At 56.4% G+C, this 23,917-nt stretch carries 22 protein-coding genes; 16 read left to right on the forward strand and 6 right to left on the reverse strand.

Annotated elements, in window-relative coordinates; translation table 11 throughout:
• Positions 1 to 37: 37 nt before the first annotated feature.
• The gene (gene rph, locus Q8O73_RS13905; RefSeq protein ID WP_305558760.1) at positions 38 to 754 is read right to left on the reverse strand and encodes a ribonuclease PH; all 717 of its coding nucleotides are present in this window, start codon (positions 752 to 754) and stop codon (positions 38 to 40) included.
• Positions 755 to 986: 232 nt separating this feature from the next.
• On the opposite strand from rph, the gene hrcA reads away from it, so the two are divergent.
• The 3 genes from hrcA to Q8O73_RS13920 all read left to right on the forward strand — a co-directional run bounded on the left by hrcA (position 987) and on the right by Q8O73_RS13920 (position 3,562).
• On the forward strand, positions 987 to 2,024 hold the full coding sequence (hrcA, locus tag Q8O73_RS13910) for a heat-inducible transcriptional repressor HrcA (protein WP_371135091.1): 1,038 nt from the start codon (positions 987 to 989) through the stop codon (positions 2,022 to 2,024).
• Between the two features lie 57 nt (positions 2,025 to 2,081).
• Positions 2,082 to 2,720: a nucleotide exchange factor GrpE gene (gene grpE / locus Q8O73_RS13915; protein ID WP_305558762.1), complete on the forward strand. Its 639-nt coding sequence runs from the start codon at positions 2,082 to 2,084 to the stop codon at positions 2,718 to 2,720.
• Positions 2,721 to 2,818: 98 nt separating this feature from the next.
• Positions 2,819 to 3,562, forward strand: a complete 744-nt coding sequence (locus Q8O73_RS13920) for an NAD-dependent deacylase (protein ID WP_305558763.1) — start codon at positions 2,819 to 2,821, stop codon at positions 3,560 to 3,562.
• 6 nt (positions 3,563 to 3,568) lie between these two features.
• On the opposite strand, the gene Q8O73_RS13925 is transcribed toward Q8O73_RS13920, so the two are convergent.
• Complete coding sequence (locus tag Q8O73_RS13925) at positions 3,569 to 4,249, reverse strand: helix-turn-helix transcriptional regulator (RefSeq protein ID WP_305558764.1); 681 nt, start codon at positions 4,247 to 4,249, stop codon at positions 3,569 to 3,571.
• A gap of 80 nt (positions 4,250 to 4,329) precedes the next feature.
• Here Q8O73_RS13925 and Q8O73_RS13930 point away from each other — a divergent pair, with 80 nt between their 5' ends.
• Genes Q8O73_RS13930 through Q8O73_RS13940 form a run of 3 tightly spaced genes read left to right on the forward strand, consistent with a single transcriptional unit; the run spans position 4,330 to position 5,958 of the window.
• The gene (locus Q8O73_RS13930) at positions 4,330 to 5,244 is read left to right on the forward strand and encodes a DMT family transporter (protein ID WP_305558765.1); all 915 of its coding nucleotides are present in this window, start codon (positions 4,330 to 4,332) and stop codon (positions 5,242 to 5,244) included.
• 28 nt (positions 5,245 to 5,272) lie between these two features.
• On the forward strand, positions 5,273 to 5,602 hold the full coding sequence (locus Q8O73_RS13935) for an NIPSNAP family protein (protein ID WP_305558766.1): 330 nt from the start codon (positions 5,273 to 5,275) through the stop codon (positions 5,600 to 5,602).
• A complete protein-coding gene (locus tag Q8O73_RS13940) occupies positions 5,599 to 5,958 on the forward strand; it encodes an antibiotic biosynthesis monooxygenase (RefSeq protein WP_305558767.1) in 360 nt (119 codons plus the stop codon). The genes Q8O73_RS13935 and Q8O73_RS13940 overlap by 4 nt, the downstream gene beginning before the upstream one ends.
• On the opposite strand, the gene Q8O73_RS13945 is transcribed toward Q8O73_RS13940, so the two are convergent.
• Positions 5,955 to 6,932 carry a DMT family transporter gene (locus Q8O73_RS13945; protein WP_305558768.1) on the reverse strand — a complete coding sequence of 326 codons (978 nt, stop codon included), beginning with the start codon at positions 6,930 to 6,932 and terminating at the stop codon, positions 5,955 to 5,957. The two genes, Q8O73_RS13940 and Q8O73_RS13945, sit on opposite strands and share 4 nt — an antisense overlap.
• Before the next feature lie 249 nt (positions 6,933 to 7,181).
• On the opposite strand from Q8O73_RS13945, the gene Q8O73_RS13950 reads away from it, so the two are divergent.
• The 8 genes from Q8O73_RS13950 (at position 7,182) to Q8O73_RS13985 (ending at position 14,370) form a co-directional block, all read left to right on the forward strand.
• Positions 7,182 to 8,126: a LysR family transcriptional regulator gene (locus Q8O73_RS13950; RefSeq protein ID WP_305558769.1), complete on the forward strand. Its 945-nt coding sequence runs from the start codon at positions 7,182 to 7,184 to the stop codon at positions 8,124 to 8,126.
• A 40-nt stretch (positions 8,127 to 8,166) separates the two neighbouring features.
• Positions 8,167 to 9,159, forward strand: coding sequence for a UDP-glucose 4-epimerase GalE (galE, locus tag Q8O73_RS13955; protein WP_305558770.1), 993 nt, complete (start codon positions 8,167 to 8,169; stop codon positions 9,157 to 9,159).
• Between the two features lie 126 nt (positions 9,160 to 9,285).
• Positions 9,286 to 10,110, forward strand: coding sequence for a glycosyltransferase family 2 protein (locus Q8O73_RS13960; RefSeq protein ID WP_305558998.1), 825 nt, complete (start codon positions 9,286 to 9,288; stop codon positions 10,108 to 10,110).
• 128 nt (positions 10,111 to 10,238) lie between these two features.
• Positions 10,239 to 10,763, forward strand: a complete 525-nt coding sequence (gene ppa / locus Q8O73_RS13965; RefSeq protein ID WP_305558771.1) for an inorganic diphosphatase — start codon at positions 10,239 to 10,241, stop codon at positions 10,761 to 10,763.
• Between the two features lie 107 nt (positions 10,764 to 10,870).
• The gene (locus Q8O73_RS13970; protein WP_305558772.1) at positions 10,871 to 11,404 is read left to right on the forward strand and encodes a L,D-transpeptidase; all 534 of its coding nucleotides are present in this window, start codon (positions 10,871 to 10,873) and stop codon (positions 11,402 to 11,404) included.
• An 85-nt stretch (positions 11,405 to 11,489) separates the two neighbouring features.
• Positions 11,490 to 12,464: a DUF2333 family protein gene (locus Q8O73_RS13975; RefSeq protein WP_305558773.1), complete on the forward strand. Its 975-nt coding sequence runs from the start codon at positions 11,490 to 11,492 to the stop codon at positions 12,462 to 12,464.
• A 150-nt stretch (positions 12,465 to 12,614) separates the two neighbouring features.
• On the forward strand, positions 12,615 to 13,184 hold the full coding sequence (locus Q8O73_RS13980) for a NifU family protein (RefSeq protein WP_305558774.1): 570 nt from the start codon (positions 12,615 to 12,617) through the stop codon (positions 13,182 to 13,184).
• A 316-nt stretch (positions 13,185 to 13,500) separates the two neighbouring features.
• Positions 13,501 to 14,370: a glucosaminidase domain-containing protein gene (locus tag Q8O73_RS13985; RefSeq protein ID WP_305558775.1), complete on the forward strand. Its 870-nt coding sequence runs from the start codon at positions 13,501 to 13,503 to the stop codon at positions 14,368 to 14,370.
• A 77-nt stretch (positions 14,371 to 14,447) separates the two neighbouring features.
• Here the strand turns inward: Q8O73_RS13985 and Q8O73_RS13990 are convergent, their stop codons facing one another.
• The 3 genes from Q8O73_RS13990 to Q8O73_RS14000 form a co-directional block, all read right to left on the reverse strand.
• Positions 14,448 to 14,900, reverse strand: a complete 453-nt coding sequence (locus Q8O73_RS13990; RefSeq protein WP_305558776.1) for a hypothetical protein — start codon at positions 14,898 to 14,900, stop codon at positions 14,448 to 14,450.
• A 129-nt stretch (positions 14,901 to 15,029) separates the two neighbouring features.
• A complete protein-coding gene (locus Q8O73_RS13995; RefSeq protein WP_305558777.1) occupies positions 15,030 to 17,297 on the reverse strand; it encodes an NADP-dependent malic enzyme in 2,268 nt (755 codons plus the stop codon).
• Positions 17,298 to 17,553: 256 nt separating this feature from the next.
• Positions 17,554 to 18,066: a hypothetical protein gene (locus Q8O73_RS14000; protein WP_305558778.1), complete on the reverse strand. Its 513-nt coding sequence runs from the start codon at positions 18,064 to 18,066 to the stop codon at positions 17,554 to 17,556.
• A 123-nt stretch (positions 18,067 to 18,189) separates the two neighbouring features.
• Between Q8O73_RS14000 and mutS the strand changes: the two genes are divergently transcribed.
• Positions 18,190 to 20,904: a DNA mismatch repair protein MutS gene (gene mutS / locus Q8O73_RS14005; protein ID WP_305558779.1), complete on the forward strand. Its 2,715-nt coding sequence runs from the start codon at positions 18,190 to 18,192 to the stop codon at positions 20,902 to 20,904.
• Between the two features lie 38 nt (positions 20,905 to 20,942).
• Entirely contained in the window at positions 20,943 to 23,684 is a 2,742-nt protein-coding gene (locus Q8O73_RS14010) for a [protein-PII] uridylyltransferase (protein WP_305558780.1), read from the forward strand.
• Positions 23,685 to 23,917: the final 233 nt, after the last annotated feature.

The raw sequence follows: 23,917 nt of genomic DNA on the forward strand, positions 1-23,917 counted from the left end.
GATCGTCAGTTACGGGAAAGAAACAGGGTTGGGGCGGTTACAGCCCCAGGGCCTCGTTCTGTTTGGCAAACAGGGTTTTGCAGCCTGCACGCGCCAGAGTCAGCATCGCCTCGAAGGCATCATTGCCAAACGGTATGTCTTCGGCGGTGGCCTGGATTTCAACAATGCCGCCATTGCCCGCCAGCACAAAATTGGCATCGGCCCCGGCATTGCTGTCTTCGGCATAATCAAGGTCCAGAACCGGGTTGCCCTGATAAATGCCGCATGAAATTGCCGCAACCGGCATTTTAAGCGGGATTTCCTTGATCAGGCCCAAACGCCGCACCCCCTGAAACGCCAGATGGGCGGCAATATAGGCCCCGGTGATCGAGGCCGTGCGCGTGCCGCCATCGGCCTGAATCACATCACAATCAAGGCGCATCTGCATTTCGCCCATCACCTTCAAATCGGCCACCGCCCGGATGGAGCGGCCGATCAGGCGTTGAATTTCCTGGGTCCGGCCCGATTGGCCGCCTTTGGTTGCTTCGCGTTGCATGCGCGAATCGGTGGAACGGGGCAACATGCCATATTCCGCCGTGATCCAGCCCTTGCCCGAATTGCGCATCCAGCCCGGCACCTTGTCCTCGACCGTGGCGGTACATAAAACATGGGTATCGCCAAATTTGATCAGACAGGAACCTTCGGCATATTTGCTGACACCGGTTTCAATAATCACATCGCGAAGCTGATCTGGGGTACGGCCGGACGGGCGCATGGATTGGGACCTCATGGTTATCGGTTCGGGTCGGGAATCAACGCCGAAAACAAATTTGACGCCAAGCTAATGTCGCATCCGGCAAAGGTCCAGAAGTTTCCCGGATTTGGGCGTTGTCGCCTGTTACCTGCGGTGGATTGACGCAGGCCCTGTGGCTGACTAAATTCCGGTAGCCGGTTTTTTAATTTTTGGCAGGTTGCGGCAAAGCCGAATGGTATTTGGGAACGATATAGTGCTTGAAGACCTCAACGAGCGGTCCCGCGAAGTTTTTCGCCAGATCGTCGATGCCTATGTCGAAACCGGCGGGCCGATTGGATCGCGATCCATTGCGCGCCGCCTGTCGGAAAATCTGTCGGCGGCCACTGTGCGCAATGTGATGTCCGACCTTGAAGAAATGGGGCTTTTGGTGGCCCCGCATGTTTCGGCCGGACGATTGCCCAGCGAAAAGGGATTGCGCCTGTTTGTCAGCGCCCTGATGGAAGTTGGCGATTTGCCAACTGCAGATCGGGACCAGTTGACGCAGAATTGCGAACGGGCGGGATATTCGCTTGATCAGATGCTGGGCGAAGCCACCACGATGTTATCGGGGCTGTCGCGGTGTGCCGGGCTGGTGATTGCGCCCAAAACCGATGGCATGCGCCTCAAACAGATTGAATTTGTGCCGCTGTCACCGGGCAAGGTTCTGGCGGTTCTGGTGGCGCAAAACGGCACGGTTGAAAACCGTATTGTCGAAGTCCCGCCGGAAATGCCTGCTTCGGCGTTGACACAGGCGTCAAACTATCTAAATACCCGTCTGGCTGGCAAAACCATCGACGAGGCCCGCCAGCTTGTCGAAAGCGAGCGGGTCCGCACCAAACGCGAACTTGATGAATTGTCGGCCACATTGATTGATGCCGGGATTGCCGCCTGGGCAGGCGGGGTCAAGGGATCGTCGCTGATTGTCCGGGGCCAGTCGCAACTTCTGGAGAATGTCGAAACCATCGAACAGCTTGAATCTGTCAGACGGCTTTTCAACATTCTGGAGGCCCGCGACCATATGCTTGAACTTCTTGATGTCACGTCCGAGGCGCAAGGGGTGCAAATTTTTATCGGGTCGGAAAACAAGCTGTTTGGCGGTTCCGGCCTGTCGATGGTGATTTCGCCCTATCAGAACACCGAAGGCAGCATCGTCGGCGCAATCGGGGTTGTCGGACCAACCCGGATCAATTATGCCCGGATCATTCCGCTGGTCGATTATACCGCCCGGCTGGTCGGGCGACTGATTGGTTAATTCGTGTGGCGCTGCGTGTCAGGCCACCTCACAAAATGAAGGCAAACAGGTTTAACCATGTCGGAAACCGAAAAGAATATCCCGGAAGACGCCCATCACGATGTCGATGCGGTCGGGGAAGTCATTGAAAACGATCCGCTGGCAGAACCGGTGGAACATGTTGAAGACACCACCGACCCACTGGCGGCCCTTCAGGCTGAAAATGCCGAATTGAAGGACCGGCTGTTGCGGGTTGCCGCCGAAATGGAAAATACCCGTCGGCGCGCCAAAAAGGATGTCGAGGATGCGGCCAATTACGCGATCACCAAATTCGCCCGCGATCTTCTGGATGTTGGCGACAATTTGCGCCGTGCACTTGACGCCGTCGGCAGTGACATTGGCGACAACCCGGCATTCAAGACCCTGATCGAAGGGGTTGAGATGACCGAAAAAACCCTGCTTAAGGCGTTCGAGCAGAACGGCATCGAAAAACTGGAACCGTTGGGCGAAAAACTGGACCCCAATCATCATCAGGCCGTGTTTGAAATGCCCAATCCGGCCTATCCGGACGGCCATGTCGCCCAGGTGATGCAGGCCGGTTACGTGATCAAGGGCCGCCTTTTGCGCCCGGCCATGGTCGGTGTGACCAAAAACCCGCCTGCGGACGCCGCCGCACCGTCGAATGATCCCGGCGGCAAGGTTGATACTTCTGCCTGATCGGCCTATCTGACCGGGCCTTGCCAATTCATCCTGCAAAAACGGCCTGCCTGCGATATCGTGGCAGGCCGTTTTATGTGTGATGCAACAGGATTTTCATGCCGCTGCGCCCCGACATTATCCAAACCTTGCGCGATGAAGGCGCCCCGATTGTCATTCTGACCGGGGCCGGAATTTCACGCGAAAGCGGCCTGCATACCTTTCGCGACCCGGATGGTATCTGGGCGCGCTATGATATTTCCGAGGTTGCAACCCCCGAAGCCTTCGCCACCAATCCCGATCTGGTGCATCATTTTTACAATGACCGCCGCCGGGCGCTGACCGATCCGGCGATTCTGCCCAATGCCGCCCATCATGCCCTTGCCCGCCTTGAACGCGACTGGCCGGGGGATGTTTTGCTGGTGACCCAGAATGTCGATGATCTGCATGATCGTGCCGGATCGCAAAATCTGATCCATATGCATGGCGAATTGTTGAAAATCCGCTGTTTACAGTGCGGGCAACAGCATCACTGGCCCGGTGATCTGGGCCGAGATGAGGCCTGCCCGTCTTGTCGCCATGTGGCTGGCTTGCGCCCCGATATCGTCTGGTTTGGGGAAATGCCGCGGGAAATGGACCGGATTGACCGCGCCCTGACCGATTGCGGCCTGTTTGTGTCCATCGGCACATCCGGCACGGTTTATCCTGCCGCCGGGTTCGTTCAAATCGCCGCACAGGCCGGGGCGGAAACGATTGAACTCAATCTGGAACCGGGCCACGGTACAACGGCATTTGATTATTGCCAATATGGCCCGGCAACACTTCTTGTTCCGGGTTTTGTCGATCAGTTATTGGCGAAATAACCATATTTAAATCTGACAAATATCGTTAAAGCGTTTTTCGCCTGCCGGACTGAACAGTACAACCCGCGATCCCTTTTCGCGCCGTGCCCAGCCTTGCGCATAAAAATGATCCAGCAACGCCGCCCCAAGGGCCCCGGCCAGATGCGACCGGCGGGCACTCCAATCCAGACATTCCCGGCATAGCGGACGGCGCGACTGGCGCAACGATTCCAGATCAATGCCCAGATCGCGGACAAACGCGACTCCAGCATTGCTTAATCCTGTGCCTTCTGGCGCGACAATCACGTATTTTCGGGCCAGCAAGCTGTCAAACAGCACAACCCCCATTTCGCCCGCCAAATGGTCGTAACAGACCCGTGCCCGGCGTAATGCCGGGTCTTTGGGCCCGGTGCGCAACCGGTTATGCCCGGTCCGCTGGGCAATGCCCATCAGGGCTTCCAGAACTTCGACAATATCGGGGTCGCTCAGGGTGAAATAACGATGCCGCCCCTGTTTGCGGGCCAGCACGATCTGTCCGTCCTGCAATTTCGCCAGATGCGAACTGGCGGTTTGCGCGGTAACACCCGCCTCGGTCGCCAGTTCGCTGGCCGTCAGGGCACGACCACCCATCAGCGCGGTCAACATATTGGCCCGCGCCGGATCGCCCAGCAGGGCCGCCACACGGGCGATATCCGGTCCTTCTTTCATCCTTCGATGCTAATCGAAGCATTCCGGTCCGGCAATCGCATAATGATGAGGCACGCCATCCCTTATCCATTGGAGCCCCCATGACATCGCCAACCCCGAACTCCGGCCTGCCCGTGAAATTGCCCCTTGAACTGGCGCTGCTGGGCTTGCTCGCCCTTCTTTGGGGATCGTCTTATCTTTTTATTAAAATCGCCGTTGCTGAAATCCCGCCAGTTACCCTGATTGCCATCCGGGTCAGCATCGCCGCGCTGTTTCTGGTTGCGGTTCTGCTATGGCGCGGCGAACGCCTGCCGCGCGATGGCAAAACATGGCGCATGCTGTTTCTTCAGGCCATATTCAACAGCATCGGGGCATGGACCGTTCTGGCCTGGGGGCAGCAATATGTCGATAGCGGCCTTGCCAGCGTGCTGAATTCCACCTCGCCGGTTTTCGTCTTGTTAATAACGGCCTTTGTCACCCGTCATGAATCGGTCGGGATGTTGCGGCTGATCGGGGCCGGATTGGGGATTACCGGCGTTATCCTGATTGTCGGCCCCGACATGTTGCGCGGACTGGGGCAACAGGTTGCCGGGCAAGCTGCCGTGCTTTTGGGGGCTGTCCTCTATGCCGGGGCGGCAATTTATGGCCGACGTTTTTCCCGTCTTCCGGCCACTGTCACCGCCGCAGGCACCATGATCTGGGCCAGTATCTGTCTTGTTCCGACCAGTTTTGTGCTGGAACGCCCGTGGAGTCTTGCCCCCTCAATCAATGCCATCCTCGCGACGCTTGTTCTTTCGGTCTTTTGTACCGGCATTGCCCTGCTTTTGTATTTCCGGCTTGTCCGCACCCTGGGTTCGATGGGGGTCGCCAGTCAAAGTTACCTTCGGGCCGGGATTGGCGTGATGCTGGGCGTCTTTTTTCTGGGCGAAACCGTGACCCCGATGATGGCCGCGGGCATCTGTGCTGCGCTTTTGGGGGTGGCGGCCATCAATCTGCCTGTACGTCCCAAATCCTGAATTCTTTATGATCACGGAGAAAACCATCATGATCACCTGTTTCATCCGCTATGAAATCGACCCCTATCAAAAAGAAGCCTTTGCCCGCTATGCCCGCAATTGGGGACAGGCAATTCCGCGCTGCGGGGCGGATCTGATTGGCTATTACACGCCACATGAAGGGTCGATTTCCACCGCATGGGGTGTTTACAATATCGCCAGCCTTGCCGATTACGAATCCTATCGCGCCCGTCTTGCCAAGGATCCGCTGGGGCGGGAAAATTATGAATTCGCCCAACGCGAAAAATTCATCCTGCGCGAAGAACGCCAGTTCTTTCGTCTGGCTTCATCGCCACATGCGCCAAAGGAAACGCCATGATCGCCGTGATTTTTGAAGTCCTGCCCCACCCAGACCGCCGTGATGATTATTTTGCCATCGCCAGTGATTTGCGACCCTTGCTGGCCGGGATCGACGGTTTTATCTCGATCGAAAGGTTTGAAAGCCTGACGGCGCCGGGCAAAATATTGTCGCTTTCCTTCTGGCGCGACGAGGCTGCCGTCACGGAATGGCGCAATACCGAACAGCACCGTCTGGCGCAACAAAAAGGCCGGGACGGCATTTTTTGCGATTACCGCCTGCGCATTGCCGATGTATCGCGCGATTACGGCATGTTTGCCCGCGATCAGTCCCCCGCCGATTCCCGCGCCCGTCATGATGATGGGACGGCTTCCTAAATCCGGGCCGGAGCGGTTTCGGCATTTTCGTCGGGACTCTCCGCCGCGTCCTCCTGATCCGCTGTCAGGGTGGTTTCCTCGGCCAGTGGTTTCGCACCGCCCCGGAAGTCAATCAGCGACACGGCCCCGACAATCAACCCGGCCCCGACAATCAAAATCGGGGTCGGCAGAATGTCAAAAAACATCAAATCCACCAGCACCGAAAACGGCAAGGCGACATAGGTCGCCGGGGAAATCACGCTGGCATCAGCGACGCGCACGGCGCGCAGCACCATATAATTGGTCGCCATCGCAAAAAATCCCGCCCCGCTGGCATAAAGCCAGTCGGTCCAGGCGGCGGGCTGCCACACGACAATTGCCACCGGCACCCAGATCACCAGCGCCACAATCTGGGGCCAGAACAGCATTGAAAAATTGGTTTCGGTCCGGGTTAAAACCTTGGCAAACAGCATTTGCGCCGAAAAACAAAACGCCCCGATCAGGGCCGCACCAATCCCCAACGGCACGCCAAATCCGTTCATCGCCGGGGCCGACATCACCCAGACCCCGATCAGGCCCAGTGTGGCCGCCGCCAGCTTGCGCCGCGTCAGTTTTTCTCCCAGAAAAATCACCGCCAGAAAAACAATCAGCAAGGATTCGATAAACAGATAGGCGTTGACCTCGGCGATGCTCATTTGCCGCAGGGCAAAGAACACGAAAAACAGCGAACTGTACCAAAGGATGCCACGCGCCGCATGGGCATAGGGACGTCTGGTGCGGATCGACCGGGTGCCGATAAACATCAAAACAATCAGAAACACCGCAACCGTGGTAAGGGCCCGCATGCCAATGATCTGGGCGGTCGGCACATGGGCCGCCACCAGCTTGGCGCAAACATCGACACACACGCCCGATGCCATTGCGGCCATCATCCACAAAACGCCGTGCAAATTGCCGCCCATTGCGCGTGCCGGGCGCAGCTTGTCTCCACTCATCGGGATATTCCTTTATAATCCGGGAAAGGCGGGGTTTCCGGTCCGTTGGGGTGCGGTTGCGACGGGTGGCGCAAGGAGGCTCGAACCCGGAAACCCCGTCTTGATTCTCATCTTGCCGCCAAGCGCCTGAAAAAACGAATGAAGAGTTTTCAGACATCCTTGAGAAATTTTTGTCCCCCAAAAAGCATCGGGCCTGATACACAGGAAATTCCCGTTTATTCCTCCTTTCGTTTGCTGCCGGAAATTGTCATGCGCCGTAAATTGCCGCCCTTGCGTGCCCTTGTTGCCTTTGAGGCCACCGCCCGCCATCAAAGTGTCAAGGCCGCCGCCGAAGAATTGCATGTCACGCAAAGCGCGATCAGCCATCAGTTGCGCCAGCTTGAAGAAAGCCTTGGTGTTGTGCTGTTTTTGCGCAAGGGGCGCGGCCTTGGCATGACCAAATCGGCCGAACGGCTGTTGCCGCGCCTGACCGAGGCCCTGAATGGCATTTCCGACATCACCGCCGAAATCGGCCCCGACAAGGGGCGGGCGATTCGCATTGGCGCACTGGCGACCCCGGCCCTGTCGGTTTTGATGGAAGAACTGGGCGGCCTGAAGGTCAGCCTGCCTGCCGATATGCCGGTGCAATTTCGCAAGATCGAATTTGACGATGATCTGGATCCGCTCGATATCGACATTGCCCTGCAAATCGCCCCCAAGGACCTGCCCGGCCCCGAAGGCTGGACCACCGAATTGCTGACCCCCGAAGTTTATCATGCGCTGGCTTCGCCGCGCTGGCTGGCAGAACGGGGCCTGAATGCCGACAAATTTGATGTGTCCGCCCTTGGCCCGCGCGATATTTTATTGATCGACAGCGACAGCGAACAGTTTGAACAGATTGTTCTGTGGTTTGAAAATGACCGTTTCTCGCTCGATGATTGCTGGTCGTTCAGCCATCATATCTGGGCACTGGAAGCCGCCCGCGCCGGACAGGGAATTGTCGCCAGCACCGATGTCGTCGCCCGCAGATATGTCGATCGCGGCGAGTTGGTAAAACTGAATTTCCCGGGATTCACGTCAAGCTGGTGGTATCGCCTACTGATCCGCCCGGCCCGTGAAAAAGACCCGGCGGTGTGCGCCGTCGCCGACTGGATTCGCAGCCTGATCAATCCTGACACCGCCGCCTTTGACGGCAAAATTCCGCATAAACGGTAACCCTGTGCAGTGTCCTGCCTGTTTCGGAAGTACGGATTTGATGAAAAAAATACTCGTGACAGGTGGTGCAGGCTATATCGGCTCTCATATCTGCCTGAAACTATCTGAAAGCGGGTATCAGCCGGTTGTTTATGACAATCTGTCCAACGGGCATCGCGATGCGGTCGCCCCGAATATTACGTTTATTCATGCCGATATTCGTGATCGGGATGCGCTTGATCATGCCTTTGAAACCTTTCGCCCCGATGCCGTGATACATATGGCCGCCCTGATTGAGGCAGGCCTTTCCATGCGCGAACCGGCCCGATTCTACGAGATCAACACAGCCGGTACATTGATATTGCTCGAAGCGATGCGACGCCATCAATGTCACCGGATTGTTTTTTCATCGACCGCCGCCGTTTATGGCAATTGTGACGTGAACCTGCTTGACGAAACGCTGCCGATCCGGCCTGAAAATCCCTATGGAAGATCAAAGGCAATGGTTGAAGGCCTGTTGACAGATTATGGGGTAATTTATGGATTCCATGCGCTGGCGCTACGCTATTTCAATGCGGCCGGTGCCGACCCACAGGGGCGCATCGGTGAAAGGCACGATCCCGAAACCCATTTGATTCCGCTTGCATTACAGGCCGCTGCCGGTCACCGCGATGCATTGAAAATATTTGGCAACGACTACAATACGCCCGATGGCACCTGCATCCGCGACTATATTCACGTCGATGATCTGGCTGCCGCCCATATTGCGGCCTTGCATCATGTCCTGCATCAGTCGAAACCGGGCTTTGATGCCATCAATATCGGCACGGGTCAGGGATGTTCGGTGCGTGACATCATGCGTTTATGTCAGGAAATCACCGGCAATAGTTTTGCCGTGTCCGACGCGCCGCGTCGACCGGGTGATCCGGCACGGCTGGTCGCCAACCCGGCAAAGGCAGAAGATATGCTGAACTGGCAGGCTCTTTATCGCAATCCACGCGACATGATTATGCATGCCTGGGCCTTTTATTGCAAAATGGCGGGGCCCTCCTGACATCTTTTAACAATTTTGCCCGTTGCCGACCAATTAGCAAAACATTACTGTTGCGACAAATCGGCTGGGGAGCCGTTTCAATCCTGTGATCAGGACCAAAGGGGGAAATACGTGCATAAGGTTTCTGTGATCGTCTCGACATACAACTGGACGGATGCATTGGAGATGGTTTTACAATCTCTGATCGACCAAAAAGATGATAATTTTGAAATAATTGTCGCCGATGACGGCTCCGGCATGGCAACGGCCAAAGTCATCGAAAAGATGCAACAGAAATCCCCGGTGCCGATCAAGCATTTCTGGCAGGAAGATATCGGTTATCGGCTGTCGCGCGTGCGAAATGGTGCCATTGGCATCGCCGAAGGCGATATCATCGTATTTACCGATGGCGATTGCTGTCTCATGCCCGATTTTGTTTCAAGCCACCGCAAAGCTGCCGAACCAGGCTGCTTTGTTACCGGAAAACGTGTTTTCCTCAAACGCCGCTTTACCCAATTCGCCATGAAAAGACGCTTTGCATTCCACAAATGGCCCCGCACCGTGTTGTTCATGCTGGGTCTTGCTGGTCAGTGCAATCGACCGTTTCAGTTTCTACCACTGCCGCAAAGCCGTAAAAGCCTTTGGGCACATCAGAATTGCTGGAAAAAGGCCCAAGGGTGCAATATCGCCGCCTTTCGTCACGATATTGTCGCGATTGGCGGTTTTGATGAAGATTATGAAGGGCACGGGCTGGAAGATTCCGACTTTGTGTTGCGCATGATCCACTATGGTATCAAGCGCAAGAATATCGAATATGATTCTCCTGTGCTTCACCTGTATCATAGTCGATCTATCCCGCAACGTCATGCCCATGCCGGTTACAATGGCGATTATTTCAATGATCTGATCACGGAAGAAGGACGTTATCTGCCGCGTCAAAGCCGGTTTGTGCCGGTCGAGATGACGGCCTGACACCTTTGCAACCAAGGAAGTACAAGCAGGTTCTTGGAACGCAGGCCATTTCAGGATAAAAGGGCGGCGAAATTGTTTTTCCGCCCGTTAAAGGGCGCATTCAGACACTGCAAAAGGGATTATCCCCCATGGACCTCAGCAAAATCGCCGTTGGCAAAGACGTTCCCTGGGACGTGAATGTCGTGATCGAAATTCCGCAGGGCGGGCCGATCAAATACGAAGTAGACAAGGATTCCGGCGCGGTTTTCGTTGACCGTTTCCTGCACACCTCGATGTATTATCCGGTCAATTACGGTTTTATCCCCAACACGCTAAGCGATGATGGCGATCCGGTCGATGCGATGGTGATGTTCCGCGAACCGGTGGTCGCCGGATCGGTGATTCGCGCCCGTCCGATTGGCGTTTTGATGATGGAAGACGAAGCGGGTGCCGACGAAAAGCTGATTTGTGTCCCGCATGACAAGGTCGATCCTTATTACAAGGACATCAAATCGCACGAAGATTTGCCGCAAATCCTGCGCGATCAGATCCAGCATTTCTTTGAACGCTACAAGGATCTTGAAAAAGGCAAATGGGTCAAGGTCACCGGTTGGGAAGGTGCTGAAAAAGCCGCCGCCCTGATCAATGAAGGTGTGACCCGTTACCAGAAATAACCGTCCGCCTTCCGGCGCGGTTTTGCCCAACGCCCCGCTTTTGCGGGGCGTTGTTGCTTTTGATCCGTCTTTGCCCGACATTCGGCCAAACAGATACAGGAACCGTCATGTCGCACATCCCCCATCCTTCCGATCTTGTTGTCACATCCGATGGCATTCTGGTTTGCAAGGGCCGGTCGTTTCGCTGTGCGTTGGGCAAAACCGGCATCACCGATACCAAACGCGAAGGCGATGGCGCAACACCGGTGGGCCGCTGGAAATTGCGCTATGTGCTGTATCGTGCCGACCGCAGGGCGGCACCGGTGACGGCCCTGCCTGTTCAGGCCATCACCCCCGATGATGGCTGGTGCGATGATCCGGCCCATGCGTCCTATAACCGCCCGGTGCGCCTGCCCTGTGCCGCCAGCCATGAAAAACTGTGGCGCGAGGACGGTCTTTACGATCTGGTCGTGACCCTGACCCATAACGACGCCCCCGCCATACCGGGCAACGGATCGGCGATTTTCATGCATATCGCCCGCCCCGGTTACAGCGGCACCGAAGGCTGCATTGCCCTTGCCGCCGATGATCTTGAAACCGTCCTTGGCGATTGCCGCCGCGATACCCATATCGTCATCCTGCCGCAAACATCACCCGCCTGATTTTCAAACAGAATGGTTCAATTTACCGGCAATATGGCCTAGGGTGCTGACCGGAATCAGCCTTCCCAACAGAACGGAACGGATCATGATCGAAGACGACTATCTTTATAACAAACGCGGTATCGCCGGAGCCGGGCAGCGCCTGCGCCGGATTTTCGGCAGCGGTCGTTTCTGGCTGCGCAGCCTTGCCGTGATTGTTTTTGTCGCCCTGATCTATTACCCGGTCGGCATGATCATCGTGCACAAGATCGATGACAATCCCGATTTCACCGGTTCTTACGAAGGCGGCAGCCATGCGGTTGCCACCGCCACCGCCCTGATTGACCGCGAGGTGAACCAGAACCGCTGGGTCGCCAATGATCCGTTCTTTCTGCCCGGTGCCGCCCTTGACAATATGCCGAATTTCCAGACCGGCATCATTTATGCCCTGTCGCGCTTTTCCATCGAACTGTCCGACCAGATTGGTCGTACTCGTGGTTCCAGCCAGGTGGATCGTGATCTGGATAATGCCGCCGGCATGTTGAAATTTCGCGGCGACAAATGGGTGTTTGATCCATCGGTATCGCTGTTGCCCGGTGTGACTTCCGAACAGCAATATCGCGATGCCCTTGCCGCCCTGCTGCGCTACAATACCCGTCTGGCCGCAGGACAGGCTGTTTTTGAACGCCGGGCGGATAATTTGCAGGAAACCCTGAACCGGGTTGCCAACGATCTTGGATCGGCCTCGGCCCTGATTGATGACAAGGTCGAAGCACCATCGCTGTTTGATCGCACCGCCGATGATGTGTTTTATGCCACCAAGGGCCGCCTTTATGCCTATAGCCTGATCATGCGGGATCTGGGCACCGATTTTTCCCAGGTGATTGCCGAACGGCAGGTCGCCAATGTCTGGGCGGAAATGATTCAGTCGCTGCAAGCCGCCGCCGCCCTTGACCCGGTGGTGGTGATCAATGGGTCGGCCGATGGCATTTTGATGCCCAACCATCTGGCCGGACTTGGTTTCTATTTGCTCCGCGCCCGCACCCAGATGAATGAAATTTCCAGTATCCTGCAACGCTGATATCCACAGGGTTGAATGGTGAATACCTGAGTTGCATGGTCGGACTTGATCTTTTCACGATTTTGCCCCATTTAGGGCCTAAGCACTGAAATTGACGGTATCCGTGCGGGCGCAAGCCCCGGTCGCCGCAGCAAGAGGATTGCAAGACACATGTTTATTCAAACCGAACCGACACCAAATCCGGCGACCCTGAAATTCCTGCCCGGCGAAGACGTCATGGGCCGTCAGGGCACGGCCAACTTTACCGTCAGCGACACCGCGATCAAATCGCCGCTGGCCACCAAACTGTTTGGCGTTGAAGGCATCACCGGCGTTTTTCTGGGCGGTGATTTTATCACCATCACCAAGGAAGACAGCAAGGACTGGCAGACCCTGAAACCGCAAATTCTGGGCGCGATCATGGAGCATTATACCTCCGGCCTGCCCGTAATTGATCAGGGATCTGGTGCAACCACCGGCACAAGCAGTGCCAGCGAAGACGACGATGAGCTGGTTTCCCAGATCAAGGAACTGCTCGATACCCGTGTCCGTCCGGCGGTGGCACAGGATGGCGGCGATATCGTGTTTCATCGCTTTGAAGAAGGCGTTGTCTATCTGGAAATGCACGGGGCCTGTTCCGGCTGCCCCAGCAGCACCGCGACCCTGAAAATGGGTATCGAAAACATGCTGCGCTATTACGTGCCTGAAGTGCAGGCCGTCGAAGCCGTGATGGCTGAATAATTAACCGATTCGAAACCTTTTGAAACGCCCGGGGCGATTTTAATCGTCTTTCGGGCGTTGTCATGCAAAGCAAAAAGCGAACGTGCCTGCGGGCTGTCGCCTTTTGGTTTACATTGCGGGTTGCGCCCGATGGCCCATGGGGGCATATATGAGCGCTCGCGCAAGACCAACAGGTTCATCATCCTGGAGAACGCATATGATTAGCGCAAAACAAGGCAATTTCAGGAAAATTGCGCTTGCTTCGCTTATCGGAGCAGTATTTTTACAGTATTTTGGTGCTTTTGGCGGATGGGATATATCACCTAAGCCTTTGGCCATGTCGGGTGATATCACCGCAGAAACACCGGAACAGCCGGTGCGGGCCAAGGTCAAGAAACTCTATCAGCGCAACCCCGAGGTTGTCGCCCTTGACCAGTATTTCAAAAGCATTGGTTATACACTTGAAGATGCCACCCATGTCCCGCGCGTCTATATCAATCGCGTGCCCAAGGGCCTGCGCGATCTGGCATCAGTGGACGAGCGCAAGCGCATTTTCCTGCGCATCATGTTGCCGCTGTCGCTGAAAGTGAACGAGGAAATTTCCGCCAATCGTGACCGGTTGTTGTCGATCCGGCGCAATGAATATTCCGGCATTGCCGCCACACCGTCGGAAAAAGAATGGATCGACGGGCTGATGAAGAAATATCGTATCAGCGAAGGCGGCACGGCCGCGCTGCTGGAACGCATTGATGTCATCCCGCCCTCCCTGATGCTTGCGCAATCGGCCGAGGAAAGCGGTTGGGGCACCTCGCGGTTCGTGCGCAATGGCAATGCGCTGTTCGGGCAATGGGCCTGGAACGAGGATGAAGGCATCGTCCCGGAAAACCGTGAAGAAGGCAAAACCCACGTCATCAAGGCGTTTGACAGTCTGATGGATTCCGTGCGCGCCTATGCCCGCAACATCAATTCCCATCCGGCCTATGCCGGGCTGCGTCAGGCCCGCGCCGATATGCGCGCCAGCGGTCAGGACATCACCGGCTGGGAACTGGCGACCAGCCTGACCCAATATTCCGAACGCGGTGCCGAATATGTCGACAGCCTGCACGCCATCATGAAGGTCAATAATCTGAATGATTTTGACCATCTGCAATTTGGCGGTGACGATGTCGCCCCCCCGCCCGGCCTGCTGGCATCCTTGCAGGACTGACAACAGCATCCGAACGGACCAGACACAAAAAACGGGGAGCCCATCAGGTTCCCCGTTTTTGAGTCTGCTTCACACATTTATGGCCGGTAAATCCAGCCCTGTTCCGATTTGACCAGCCGGATTTCATTGCTGATGCTTCGGCGGTCACCGACGGTAAAACCGCCTTCTTTCAGGGCCAGCATTTTCATCTTCATCACCTCGACCGCATCGCCCATCACATTGCCCAGCGCGTCAAGGTCGCCTGCCTGTTTGCCCTGTTGTGTGACATCATCGGCAAATTCGGAAATCGAGCGATCAAACACCAGATCATACCGCACCATCACCACCACCTCGTCGGTGCCGTTTTTGACACTGTTGGTTTTGGTGACATTTTCCACATGGCCGACCCGGGCATAGGGATCGCTGCGAAACCGTTCGATCACCGCCGTGGTGATTTCATCATCATCGGGGCCGCTTGCAACCACCGCATCACAGGCCGCCAGCCACGGCAGAACCAGAAACAGGGCCATCAGTTTTGAAAAACGGCGCATCCTCATACCTCCTGCGGTTTTGCGGCACCAGATCATAAACCTGTGCGGCAGCATATCAAAAAACATGTGGCGAAAACCGGATTTGCCGATTTCCGCCACACATCTTCACAGACCCCCTGAAAAACGGTTTTAACCGTGTTCTGCCTCGTGGGCGGCAAGGGCCGCCAGATTGACCAGATCGTTGACTGTTGCCCCCATCTGGGTGATCTGGGCGGGTTTCGCCAGCCCGATCATCACCGGGCCAATCACCGTGCCACCGCCCAACTTGCCCAGAAGTTTCGATGCCGTCGTTGCCGCATGCAGGGCCGGCATCACCAGAATATTGGCCGGACCGGACAAACGACAGAACGGATAAAGCTTCAAAAGTTCGGTATCGAGCGCAACATCAACCGCCATATCGCCATCAAATTCAAAATCAACCTGACCGGCCTTGAGGATTTCCACCGCCTCGCGGATACGGTCCGTATCCTCGGTCCATGGATTGCCGAAGGTCGAATGCGAAATCATTGCCACACGCGGTTCATGGCCCAGTTGCCGGGCTTTTTGCGCCGCCTGAATGGCAATTTCTGCCAGTTGTTCGGCATCGGGCACGTCATGAACACGGGTATCGGCGATAAACACCGTCCGGCCCTTGGCAATCGCAATCGACAGACCCATCGGAATCTCGCCTTCCTTGGCGTCGATCACAGCACTGATATCGGTAAAGCTGCGATGGAAATTGCGGGTCAGGCCGGTAATCAGGCCATCGGCATGGCCTTTTGCCACCATGGCTGCCGCAAACACATTGCGTTTCTGATTGACCATGCGCTGACAATCACGCCACAGGAATCCCTTGCGCTGTAACCGCTCATACAAAAATTCCGCATAATCGCGGTTCGATTTGCTGAGTGCGGCATTGCTGATTTCCACCCCGTCCAGGCTTTCAATGCCAAGACCCTTTGCGGTTTCGGCAATGCGGTCTTCGCGCCCGATCAGAATCGGTGTGCCATAGCCGGAATTGCGGAAAGCAACAGCGGCACGGATCACCGTTTCTTCTTCGCCTTCGGCAAAGGCGATGCGTTTGGGATGGGCGCGGACATAATCGGAAATCAGTTGCAGATGCGATGCCGTCGGATCCAGACGCGACCGCAACTGGTTTTCATATTCCACCATGTCGAAAATCGGACGGCGGGCAACGCCGCTATCCATGGCGGCCTGCGCCACAGCCTTGGGCACCGCGATGATCAGGCGTGGGTCAAACGGGGCGGGAATGATATATTCCGGGCCATAGCGCAACCGACGCCCGGAATAGGCCGCCGCCACCTCGTCGGGCACATCTTCGCGCGCCAGTGCTGCCACCGCATGGGCGGCAGCAATTTTCATATCCTCATTGATGGTCGAGGCCTGAACATCCAGCGCCCCGCGGAAGATATAGGGGAAACCCAGAACATTGTTGATCTGGTTGGCATAATCCGACCGCCCGGTCGCACAAATCGCATCACTGCGAATCGCCGCCACTTCTTCGGGGCTGATTTCCGGGTCCGGATTGGCCATCGCAAAAATGATCGGGTTTTTGGCCATGCCTTTGACCATCGCGCCCGTCACCGCCCCCCTGACCGACAGGCCAAAGAACGCATCGGCGCCGACCATGGCTTCTTCAAGGGTACGGGCATCGGTTTGGGCGGCATGGGCCGATTTCCACTGATTCATGCCATCTTCACGGCCCTTGTAAATCACCCCGCGCGAATCGCACATAATGACATTATCGGGGTTCACCCCCATGCTTTTGACCAGTTCGGCACAGGCAATTGCCGCCGCCCCGGCACCATTGACCACCAGCCTGATTTCCGAAAGCTTGCGCCCGGTCAGATCACAGGCATTGATCAGGCCCGATGCGGCAATGATCGCAGTACCGTGCTGGTCATCATGAAACACCGGAATGTCCATGATTTCGCGCAGGCGTTGTTCAATGATGAAACATTCCGGGGCCTTGATGTCTTCCAGATTGATGCCGCCAAAGGTCGCCCCCAAAAAGCGCACGCAATTGACAAATTCATCGACATCTTCGGTCGATACTTCCAGATCCATGCCGTCAACATCGGCAAAGCGTTTGAACAGCACCGCCTTGCCTTCCATCACCGGCTTGGACGCCAGTGCGCCCAGATTGCCAAGACCCAGAACCGCCGTGCCATTGGAAATCACCGCCACAAGGTTGCCCTTGGAGGTGTAATCATAGGCAGTCGCCGGATTTTTGGCGATTTCCAGACAGGGAACGGCAACACCGGGTGAATAGGCCAGCGACAGGTCGCGCTGGGTGGTCAGCGGCTTTGACGCGGTGATTTCGATCTTGCCGGGGCGGCCACTTGAATGGAACAGCAACGCTTCGCGGTCACTGACCCTGATTTCATTTTCTTCCATATGCTTCACTGACATCTGCGAGGTGGTGGGAAAAGATGCACATCGCGCGGGGTCCTGACCCGCGCCACATCAACCGGGTCTGCCAATAAATCAGGCTTGCGCCGCCGGGTCAAAGGCGACGTTAACGGCAACCGTAAAAATGCGTAATGTTTTTAGGATGTTGCGGTGCAGCAATGCGAAACGGACCTAAAAAAACGACCCCGGCAGGAACCGGGATCGTTTCAAAATATCATCTGCCATCCCAAACCGGGCGGGCTTAATCCGCCAGCAGGTTTTTCTGATGCAAATGGATGTTGGTGGCACCGTTTTCTTCAAGGATTTTGCGGGCATTGGCTTCGGCCGGGGCATGGCCCGGTTCGATCCGCACCCATAAAATCACCGACCCGGCATTGACCGCACGGGCAAAATCCTCGGTATGGGGGGTGGATGTCACCTCGCCGATAAATTCCCGAAGGGCAACCGCGCCAACCCCGGCCCCGATTGCCAGCGCCACAGGTGCCGTTGCCACCCCGCCAAACAGCGCAATTGCGCCCGATGCCACCAATGGCACCTCGTATTTGGCTTCGCCGACCAGTGCAGTCAGGACGTCCGACCATGAACGGCCATCTTCGCCAGCGACATCAATCGATTCGTGCGAACTCAGCACCGAAAGATCGGTGCGGGCGAACCCGCTGGCCAAAAGAGCGCGGATGGCGGCATCAAAACGGTCTTTGGTATCAAACACGCCCACCAGTTCCGGCGCGGGCCGGGTCGCTGTTTCTGTTGTCATTTCAGTCTCCACTGGTCGCTGATTATCATGATAATTTATCATATTTTGCAAAACTTTAGGGCTAAATAACGACCGCTCTCGCCTTTATTTTCCGGGTTTGCTATCACTATCGCCATGAACCAGATGCCCGATCATTCCAATACCACACCCGATGCCCCCGACTTTTCATTGGAGGGGGCAACACCCATGATGGTGCAGTTCCTTGCGATCAAGGAACAGTATCAGGATTGCCTGCTGTTTTATCGCATGGGCGATTTTTACGAGCTGTTCTTTGACGATGCAGTCAAGGCCGCCGAGGCGCTTGATATTGCCCTGACCAAACGCGGCAAACATCAGGGTAACGAAATTCCGATGGCCGGGGTTCCGGTCCACAGTCACGAAACCTATTTGCAGCGGCTGATTCGCAAAGGTTTCCGGGTTGCCGTCTGCGAACAGATGGAAGACCCGGCCGAGGCCAAGAAACGCGGGGCCAAATCGGTGGTCAAACGCGATGTCGTGCGCCTGATCACGCCCGGCACCCTGACCGAAGACAGTCTTCTGGATGCCCGCCGCCACAATTATCTGGTCGCCGTATCGGAAAGCCGTGGCAAACTGGGCGTTGCGTGGCTCGATATGTCCACCAGCGAATTTTGCGTTCAGCCTTGCGATCTGGCCGATCTGGCCGCGACGCTGGCGCGGCTCGACCCCGGCGAAATCCTGATGCCGGATCGGCTTTTGGCGCGGCCTGAACTGTTTGATCTTTATGCCGATTATAAAAACATCATCACGCCGCAACCCTCGGCACGGTTTGATGCCGACAATGCCGAATTGCGCCTGAAAAAACTGTATGAAGTCGCCGCCCTTGATGCTTTTGGCGGGTTTGAACGTGCCGAATTATCCGCCGCAGGGGCGCTGATTGATTATGTCGATCTGACCCAGAAGGGCCAGATGCCCCGCCTGTCGCCGCCGGTGCGCATGGCACAGGGGGCGTTGATGGAAATCGATGCCGCCACCCGGCGCAGTCTGGAACTGAGCCAGACCCAAAGCGGCGCGCGCAAGGGATCGTTGTTGTCGGTTATTGACCGTACCCGTACCGGGGCCGGTGCGCGTCTGTTGGCAGCCCGGCTGGCCGCCCCCCTGACCGATGCGGCGGCCATCAACAAACGTCTTGATCTGGTCGGCTGGTTTCATGATCAGGATGATATCCGCCACGATCTGCGCGATGCATTGGGACAGTGCCCCGATATCGAACGCGCCCTGTCGCGCCTGTCGGTCGGGCGTGGCGGCCCGCGCGATCTGGCCGCCCTGCGTGATGGCCTGTCCTGTGCCTTTGCCATCGCAAATTTGCTGGATCACCCCGGCTCCGACCGGCTGGCCGCCATGCCCGCTGCCCTTGCCGATCATTTGCGCGATATGGGCCATCATGGCGATCTGATTGATTTGCTGCGCCGGTCTTTGGCCGAAGAATTGCCGCTTATGGCACGCGATGGCGGCTTTATTGCCCAAGGCTATCACCCGCCGCTTGATGAATTGCGCAGCCTGTCACGCGAAAGCAAAAAGCTGATTGCCAATTTACAGGCGAATTATACGGATCAGACGGGTATTTCCAGCCTTAAGGTCAAACACAATAACGTATTGGGATATTTTATCGAGGTTCCGGCCAAACAGGGCGACCGGATGATGGGCGACCCGCAATTCATTCATCGTCAGACGATGGCCAATGCTGTGCGCTTTACCACCGTCGATTTGTCGGAACTGGAAAGCAAGGTTTCCAAGGCCGCCGATCAGGCGATGGCCGTCGAACTTGAATTGTTTGAAACACTGGTGCAGGGCGTTCTGGCCCATGCCGATGCCATTGCATTGTGTGCCGGCGCACTTGCCGCCCTTGATGTGTCGTCAGCCCTGGCGGAACTGGCACGGGATCGCGATTGCGTGCGCCCCCATATTGATAACAGTCTGGCCTTTGACATTCGCGGCGGACGTCACCCGGTGGTCGAGGCCGCCTTGCGCGATTCGGGCGATTCACCCTTTGTCGCCAATGATTGCCGCCTTGAAGATGCCCAAAAACTGTGGCTGATTACCGGGCCGAACATGGCGGGTAAATCGACCTTTCTGCGCCAGAATGCCCTGATTGCCGTTCTGGCGCAAATCGGGGCGTTTGTGCCCGCACAATCCGCCCATATCGGCGTGATCGACCGGCTGTTTTCGCGGGTCGGGGCGGCCGATGATCTGGCACGGGGCCGGTCAACCTTCATGGTTGAAATGGTTGAAACCGCCGCCATTCTTAATCAGGCAACCGCACGATCATTGGTGATACTTGATGAAATCGGCCGAGGAACGGCGACCTATGACGGATTGTCGATTGCCTGGGCGGTGGTGGAAAACCTGCATGAGGTCAATCAGTGCCGCGGCCTGTTTGCCACCCATTATCATGAATTGACCGCACTGGCGGCAACGCTGGCGCATTTGTCGTGCCACACCATGCTGATCAAGGAATGGCAGGGCGAAGTCGTGTTCCTGCACGAAGTCGGCCCCGGCAGTGCCGACCGGTCTTATGGCATTCATGTCGCCCGTCTGGCCGGATTGCCGCGGGGTGTGACCAAACGCGCCGAACAGGTCCTTAAAACCCTGGAAAAGGGCGAACAGGGCGGCGCTGTTGCCCGCCTTGCCGATGATCTGCCCTTGTTTGCGGTCGCGCTGAAACAGGCGGAAAAAGAAGAAAAAACGGCGGAACCCTTGCTGTCACCGGCACAAAAGGCGGTGCTGGACGCGGTATCAGCCCTTGATCCCGATGAAATGACGCCGCGCGACGCACTGGAAACGCTGTATCGGTTGCGGATGCTGGGCCGTGACGCATAATATTTTTGACATCGCCGAGAAGGACAAAGTCCCCGACCATGTATAAAGTCAAAAAACAGCGCGACATTATCGACCGCCGCGTGGTGTTTGCCGGTCTGGCGGCGGTTGCCGCCGATACATCGCTTAAAACCATCAAACAGCGTGCCGCCATCCTTGCCCGCCTCAAGGAGGCCTTGCAGCACGGTCGCACCGAAATCCGCCGTCGCTTTGAAGAAACCAATTCCGGCCATGATGCGGTGTTTTCATACAGCTTCCTGATCGACCAGATCGTCCGCGTTATTCATGATTACGCATCGCAATTTGCCTATCCGCTGCATAACCCGACCCGCGAACAGCGCATGACGGTGGTCGCGGTCGGCGGGTATGGCCGGGGCGATATGGCCCCGCAATCAGATGTCGATATCCTGTTTCTGTTTCCCTATAAACAGACCGCGCACGGCGAACAGGTAGTGGAATATATCCTCTATATGCTGTGGGATCTGGGCCTGAAGGTCGGCCATGCCACCCGGTCGATTGATGATTGCCTGCGCATGGGCAAACAGGACATCACCATTCGGACCAACCTGCTTGAAAGCCGGTATGTCTGGGGGGATGAGGAAACCTATACGGTATTTCGCACCCGTTTCATGGACGAACTGGTCAAAACCACTGGCCATGAATTTATCGAGGCCAAACTGGGCGAACGGGATGACCGGCATTTGCGCATGGGCGATTCCCGCTATGTCGTTGAGCCCAATGTCAAGGATGGCAAGGGCGGTCTGCGTGATCTGCACACCCTGTTCTGGATCGGCAAATATCTGTATCGCGTCAATTCGCCGATGGAACTGGTCGATCAAAAGGTTCTGACCCGCAAGGAAGCGCAGGGATTTCTCAAGGCGCAAAATTTCCTGTGGTCGGTGCGATGCTGGCTGCATTACCTGTCCAACCGCCCCGAAGACCGCCTGACCTTTGACATGCAGCGCGAAATCGCCACCCGGCTGGGCTATACCGATCATGCCGGGGCCAGTGGCGTTGAGCGGTTCATGAAACACTATTATCTGATGGTCAAACATGTCGGCAATCTGACCCGGATTTTCTGTGCCGCCCTTGAAGAACGCCATCAGCGCCGCCCGTTGATCCGTTTTCCGGCACGATTCTTTGGCAACAAGGAAATTGACGGGTTCCAATTGCGCAATGACCGGCTGGCTGTTGAAAATCAGGAGGTGTTTCGCACCGACCCGGTTCGCATGTTGCAACTGTTTCTCGCCGCCCATCAAAACGGCATCGGCATTCATCCCGAAACTCTGCGCTGGGTCACCCAAAACCTGAAACTGGTGGACCGCAAGCTGCAAAAAGACCCCGTCGCCAACCAGATTTTTCTGAAAATCCTGTGCCATCGTGAAAGCCCGGACATTCCGCTGCGCAAAATGAACGAAGCCGGAATTATGGGCCGGTTTCTGCCGGATTTCGGGCGCGTCGTCGCCCAGATGCAATATGATATGTATCATACCTATACGGTGGACGAACACACCATCCGCGCCATTGGTGTCCTGAACCAGATCGAAACCGGTGCCCTTGCCGACGAAGCCCCGGTGGCGACACAGGTGATTTCCAAGGTGATCTCGCGCGAGGTGCTGTATGTCGCCGTCCTGCTGCATGACATCGCCAAGGGACGCGGTGGCGATCATTCCGAACTGGGGGCCAAAGTCGCCCAAAAGCTTTGTCCGCGGCTGGGCCTGTCCCCCGCCGATACCGAAACCGTATCATGGCTGGTCAAGGCGCATCTGTGGATGAGCCTGACGGCATTCAAACGCGATATCAATGATCCAACCACGATTCGCGCCTTTGCCGATCTGGTGCAATCGCAGGAACGCTTACGCCTGTTGTTATGTCTGACGGTTGCCGATATCCGGGCGGTGGGGCCCAATGTCTGGAATGGCTGGAAGGCCACCCTGCTGCGGCAGCTTTATTACGCCACCGATGATTTGTTATCGGGCGGACTGAATGCCGATGACCGCGATGCCCGCGTGGCCCGCGCCCGTCAGGCGGTGCGCGATGCCCTGAAAAAATGGCCGCAATCAGATATCGATGATTTCATCGAACGCGGCTATCCGTCCTATTGGCTAAGTTTCGATACCAAAACCCACATCCATCACGCCAATCTGACCCGCGATGCCAAGGCCAAGGGGTCGGAAATCACCATTGATGTGCGGATTGAAACCGATATTGACGCCACCGAAATCACCGTTCATGTCGCCGACCATCCCGGCCTGTTTTCTCAGATTGCCGGGGCGATGGCAGTTTGCGGGGCCAATATCGTCGATGCCAAAATCCTGACCCTTGCCGATGGCATGGCGCTGGACACTTTCTGGATTCAGGATGGCAATGGCGAAGCCTTTAACGACAAGGCCCGCCTTGATAAATTGCGCAGCACTCTGGAAAAGGTGATTTCCGGGCAAATGCGGCCCAGCCAGGAAATCGAAAAACGCCAGATTTCCGAAAACAAAAGCCGCACATCGGTCTTCCGGGTCGAACCCAATGTCATCATCGACAACAAGGCCAGCCGCACCCATACCGTGATCGAAGTCACCGCGCGCGACCGGCAGGGATTGCTGTATGACATCACCCGGTCCCTGCGCGATCTTTCGCTACAAATTGCTTCGGCACGGATTTCAACCTTTGGCGAACGGGCGGTGGACGTGTTTTACGTCAAGGATATCTTTGGCCTGAAAATCGACAGCCGCACCAAATTCACGCAAATCCGCGAAGCCCTGATCGAGGCGCTGAAATCGGAAGAATAAGGGAAAAGGGGTAAAGTCCGGGGGAGAGGAATTAAAAACATGACGAGAGCCAGACCTGATCTCCGACCAGACATTTTGTGTCATGCACCAAAATGTCGTTTTCCTCGGAATGCAACCAGATTTGGGTGAGAACGGTCTGTTATCGCTCTCGTCTGTCTTTAACAAAGCAGAGTCTCGTGTCCCAACGAATCCTCGGCAAGATCAATTTAGCCCATTGCACCCGGCTTCATCTG

The organism is Thalassospira sp., from assembly GCF_030690045.1.
Taxonomy (GTDB): Bacteria; Pseudomonadota; Alphaproteobacteria; order Rhodospirillales; family Thalassospiraceae; genus Thalassospira.

Bases quoted from the DNA above. Each gene is read 5' to 3' on its own strand.
- Q8O73_RS13975 (WP_305558773.1), top strand. From the start codon at position 11,490: ATGATCGAAGACGACTATCTTTATAACAAACGCGGTATCGCCGGAGCC.
- Q8O73_RS13995 (WP_305558777.1), bottom strand. From the start codon at position 17,297: ATGGAAGAAAATGAAATCAGGGTCAGTGACCGCGAAGCGTTGCTGTTC.
- Q8O73_RS13970 (WP_305558772.1), top strand. From the start codon at position 10,871: ATGTCGCACATCCCCCATCCTTCCGATCTTGTTGTCACATCCGATGGC.
- galE (WP_305558770.1), top strand. From the start codon at position 8,167: ATGAAAAAAATACTCGTGACAGGTGGTGCAGGCTATATCGGCTCTCAT.
- Q8O73_RS13940 (WP_305558767.1), top strand. From the start codon at position 5,599: ATGATCGCCGTGATTTTTGAAGTCCTGCCCCACCCAGACCGCCGTGAT.
- Q8O73_RS13985 (WP_305558775.1), top strand. From the start codon at position 13,501: ATGTCGGGTGATATCACCGCAGAAACACCGGAACAGCCGGTGCGGGCC.
- Q8O73_RS13925 (WP_305558764.1), bottom strand. From the start codon at position 4,249: ATGAAAGAAGGACCGGATATCGCCCGTGTGGCGGCCCTGCTGGGCGAT.
- mutS (WP_305558779.1), top strand. From the start codon at position 18,190: ATGCCCGATCATTCCAATACCACACCCGATGCCCCCGACTTTTCATTG.
- Q8O73_RS13935 (WP_305558766.1), top strand. From the start codon at position 5,273: ATGATCACCTGTTTCATCCGCTATGAAATCGACCCCTATCAAAAAGAA.
- Q8O73_RS14000 (WP_305558778.1), bottom strand. From the start codon at position 18,066: ATGACAACAGAAACAGCGACCCGGCCCGCGCCGGAACTGGTGGGCGTG.
- Q8O73_RS13950 (WP_305558769.1), top strand. From the start codon at position 7,182: ATGCGCCGTAAATTGCCGCCCTTGCGTGCCCTTGTTGCCTTTGAGGCC.
- Q8O73_RS13980 (WP_305558774.1), top strand. From the start codon at position 12,615: ATGTTTATTCAAACCGAACCGACACCAAATCCGGCGACCCTGAAATTC.
- Q8O73_RS14010 (WP_305558780.1), top strand. From the start codon at position 20,943: ATGTATAAAGTCAAAAAACAGCGCGACATTATCGACCGCCGCGTGGTG.
- Q8O73_RS13930 (WP_305558765.1), top strand. From the start codon at position 4,330: ATGACATCGCCAACCCCGAACTCCGGCCTGCCCGTGAAATTGCCCCTT.
- Q8O73_RS13990 (WP_305558776.1), bottom strand. From the start codon at position 14,900: ATGCGCCGTTTTTCAAAACTGATGGCCCTGTTTCTGGTTCTGCCGTGG.
- ppa (WP_305558771.1), top strand. From the start codon at position 10,239: ATGGACCTCAGCAAAATCGCCGTTGGCAAAGACGTTCCCTGGGACGTG.
- grpE (WP_305558762.1), top strand. From the start codon at position 2,082: ATGTCGGAAACCGAAAAGAATATCCCGGAAGACGCCCATCACGATGTC.
- rph (WP_305558760.1), bottom strand. From the start codon at position 754: ATGCGCCCGTCCGGCCGTACCCCAGATCAGCTTCGCGATGTGATTATT.
- Q8O73_RS13945 (WP_305558768.1), bottom strand. From the start codon at position 6,932: ATGAGTGGAGACAAGCTGCGCCCGGCACGCGCAATGGGCGGCAATTTG.
- Q8O73_RS13920 (WP_305558763.1), top strand. From the start codon at position 2,819: ATGCCGCTGCGCCCCGACATTATCCAAACCTTGCGCGATGAAGGCGCC.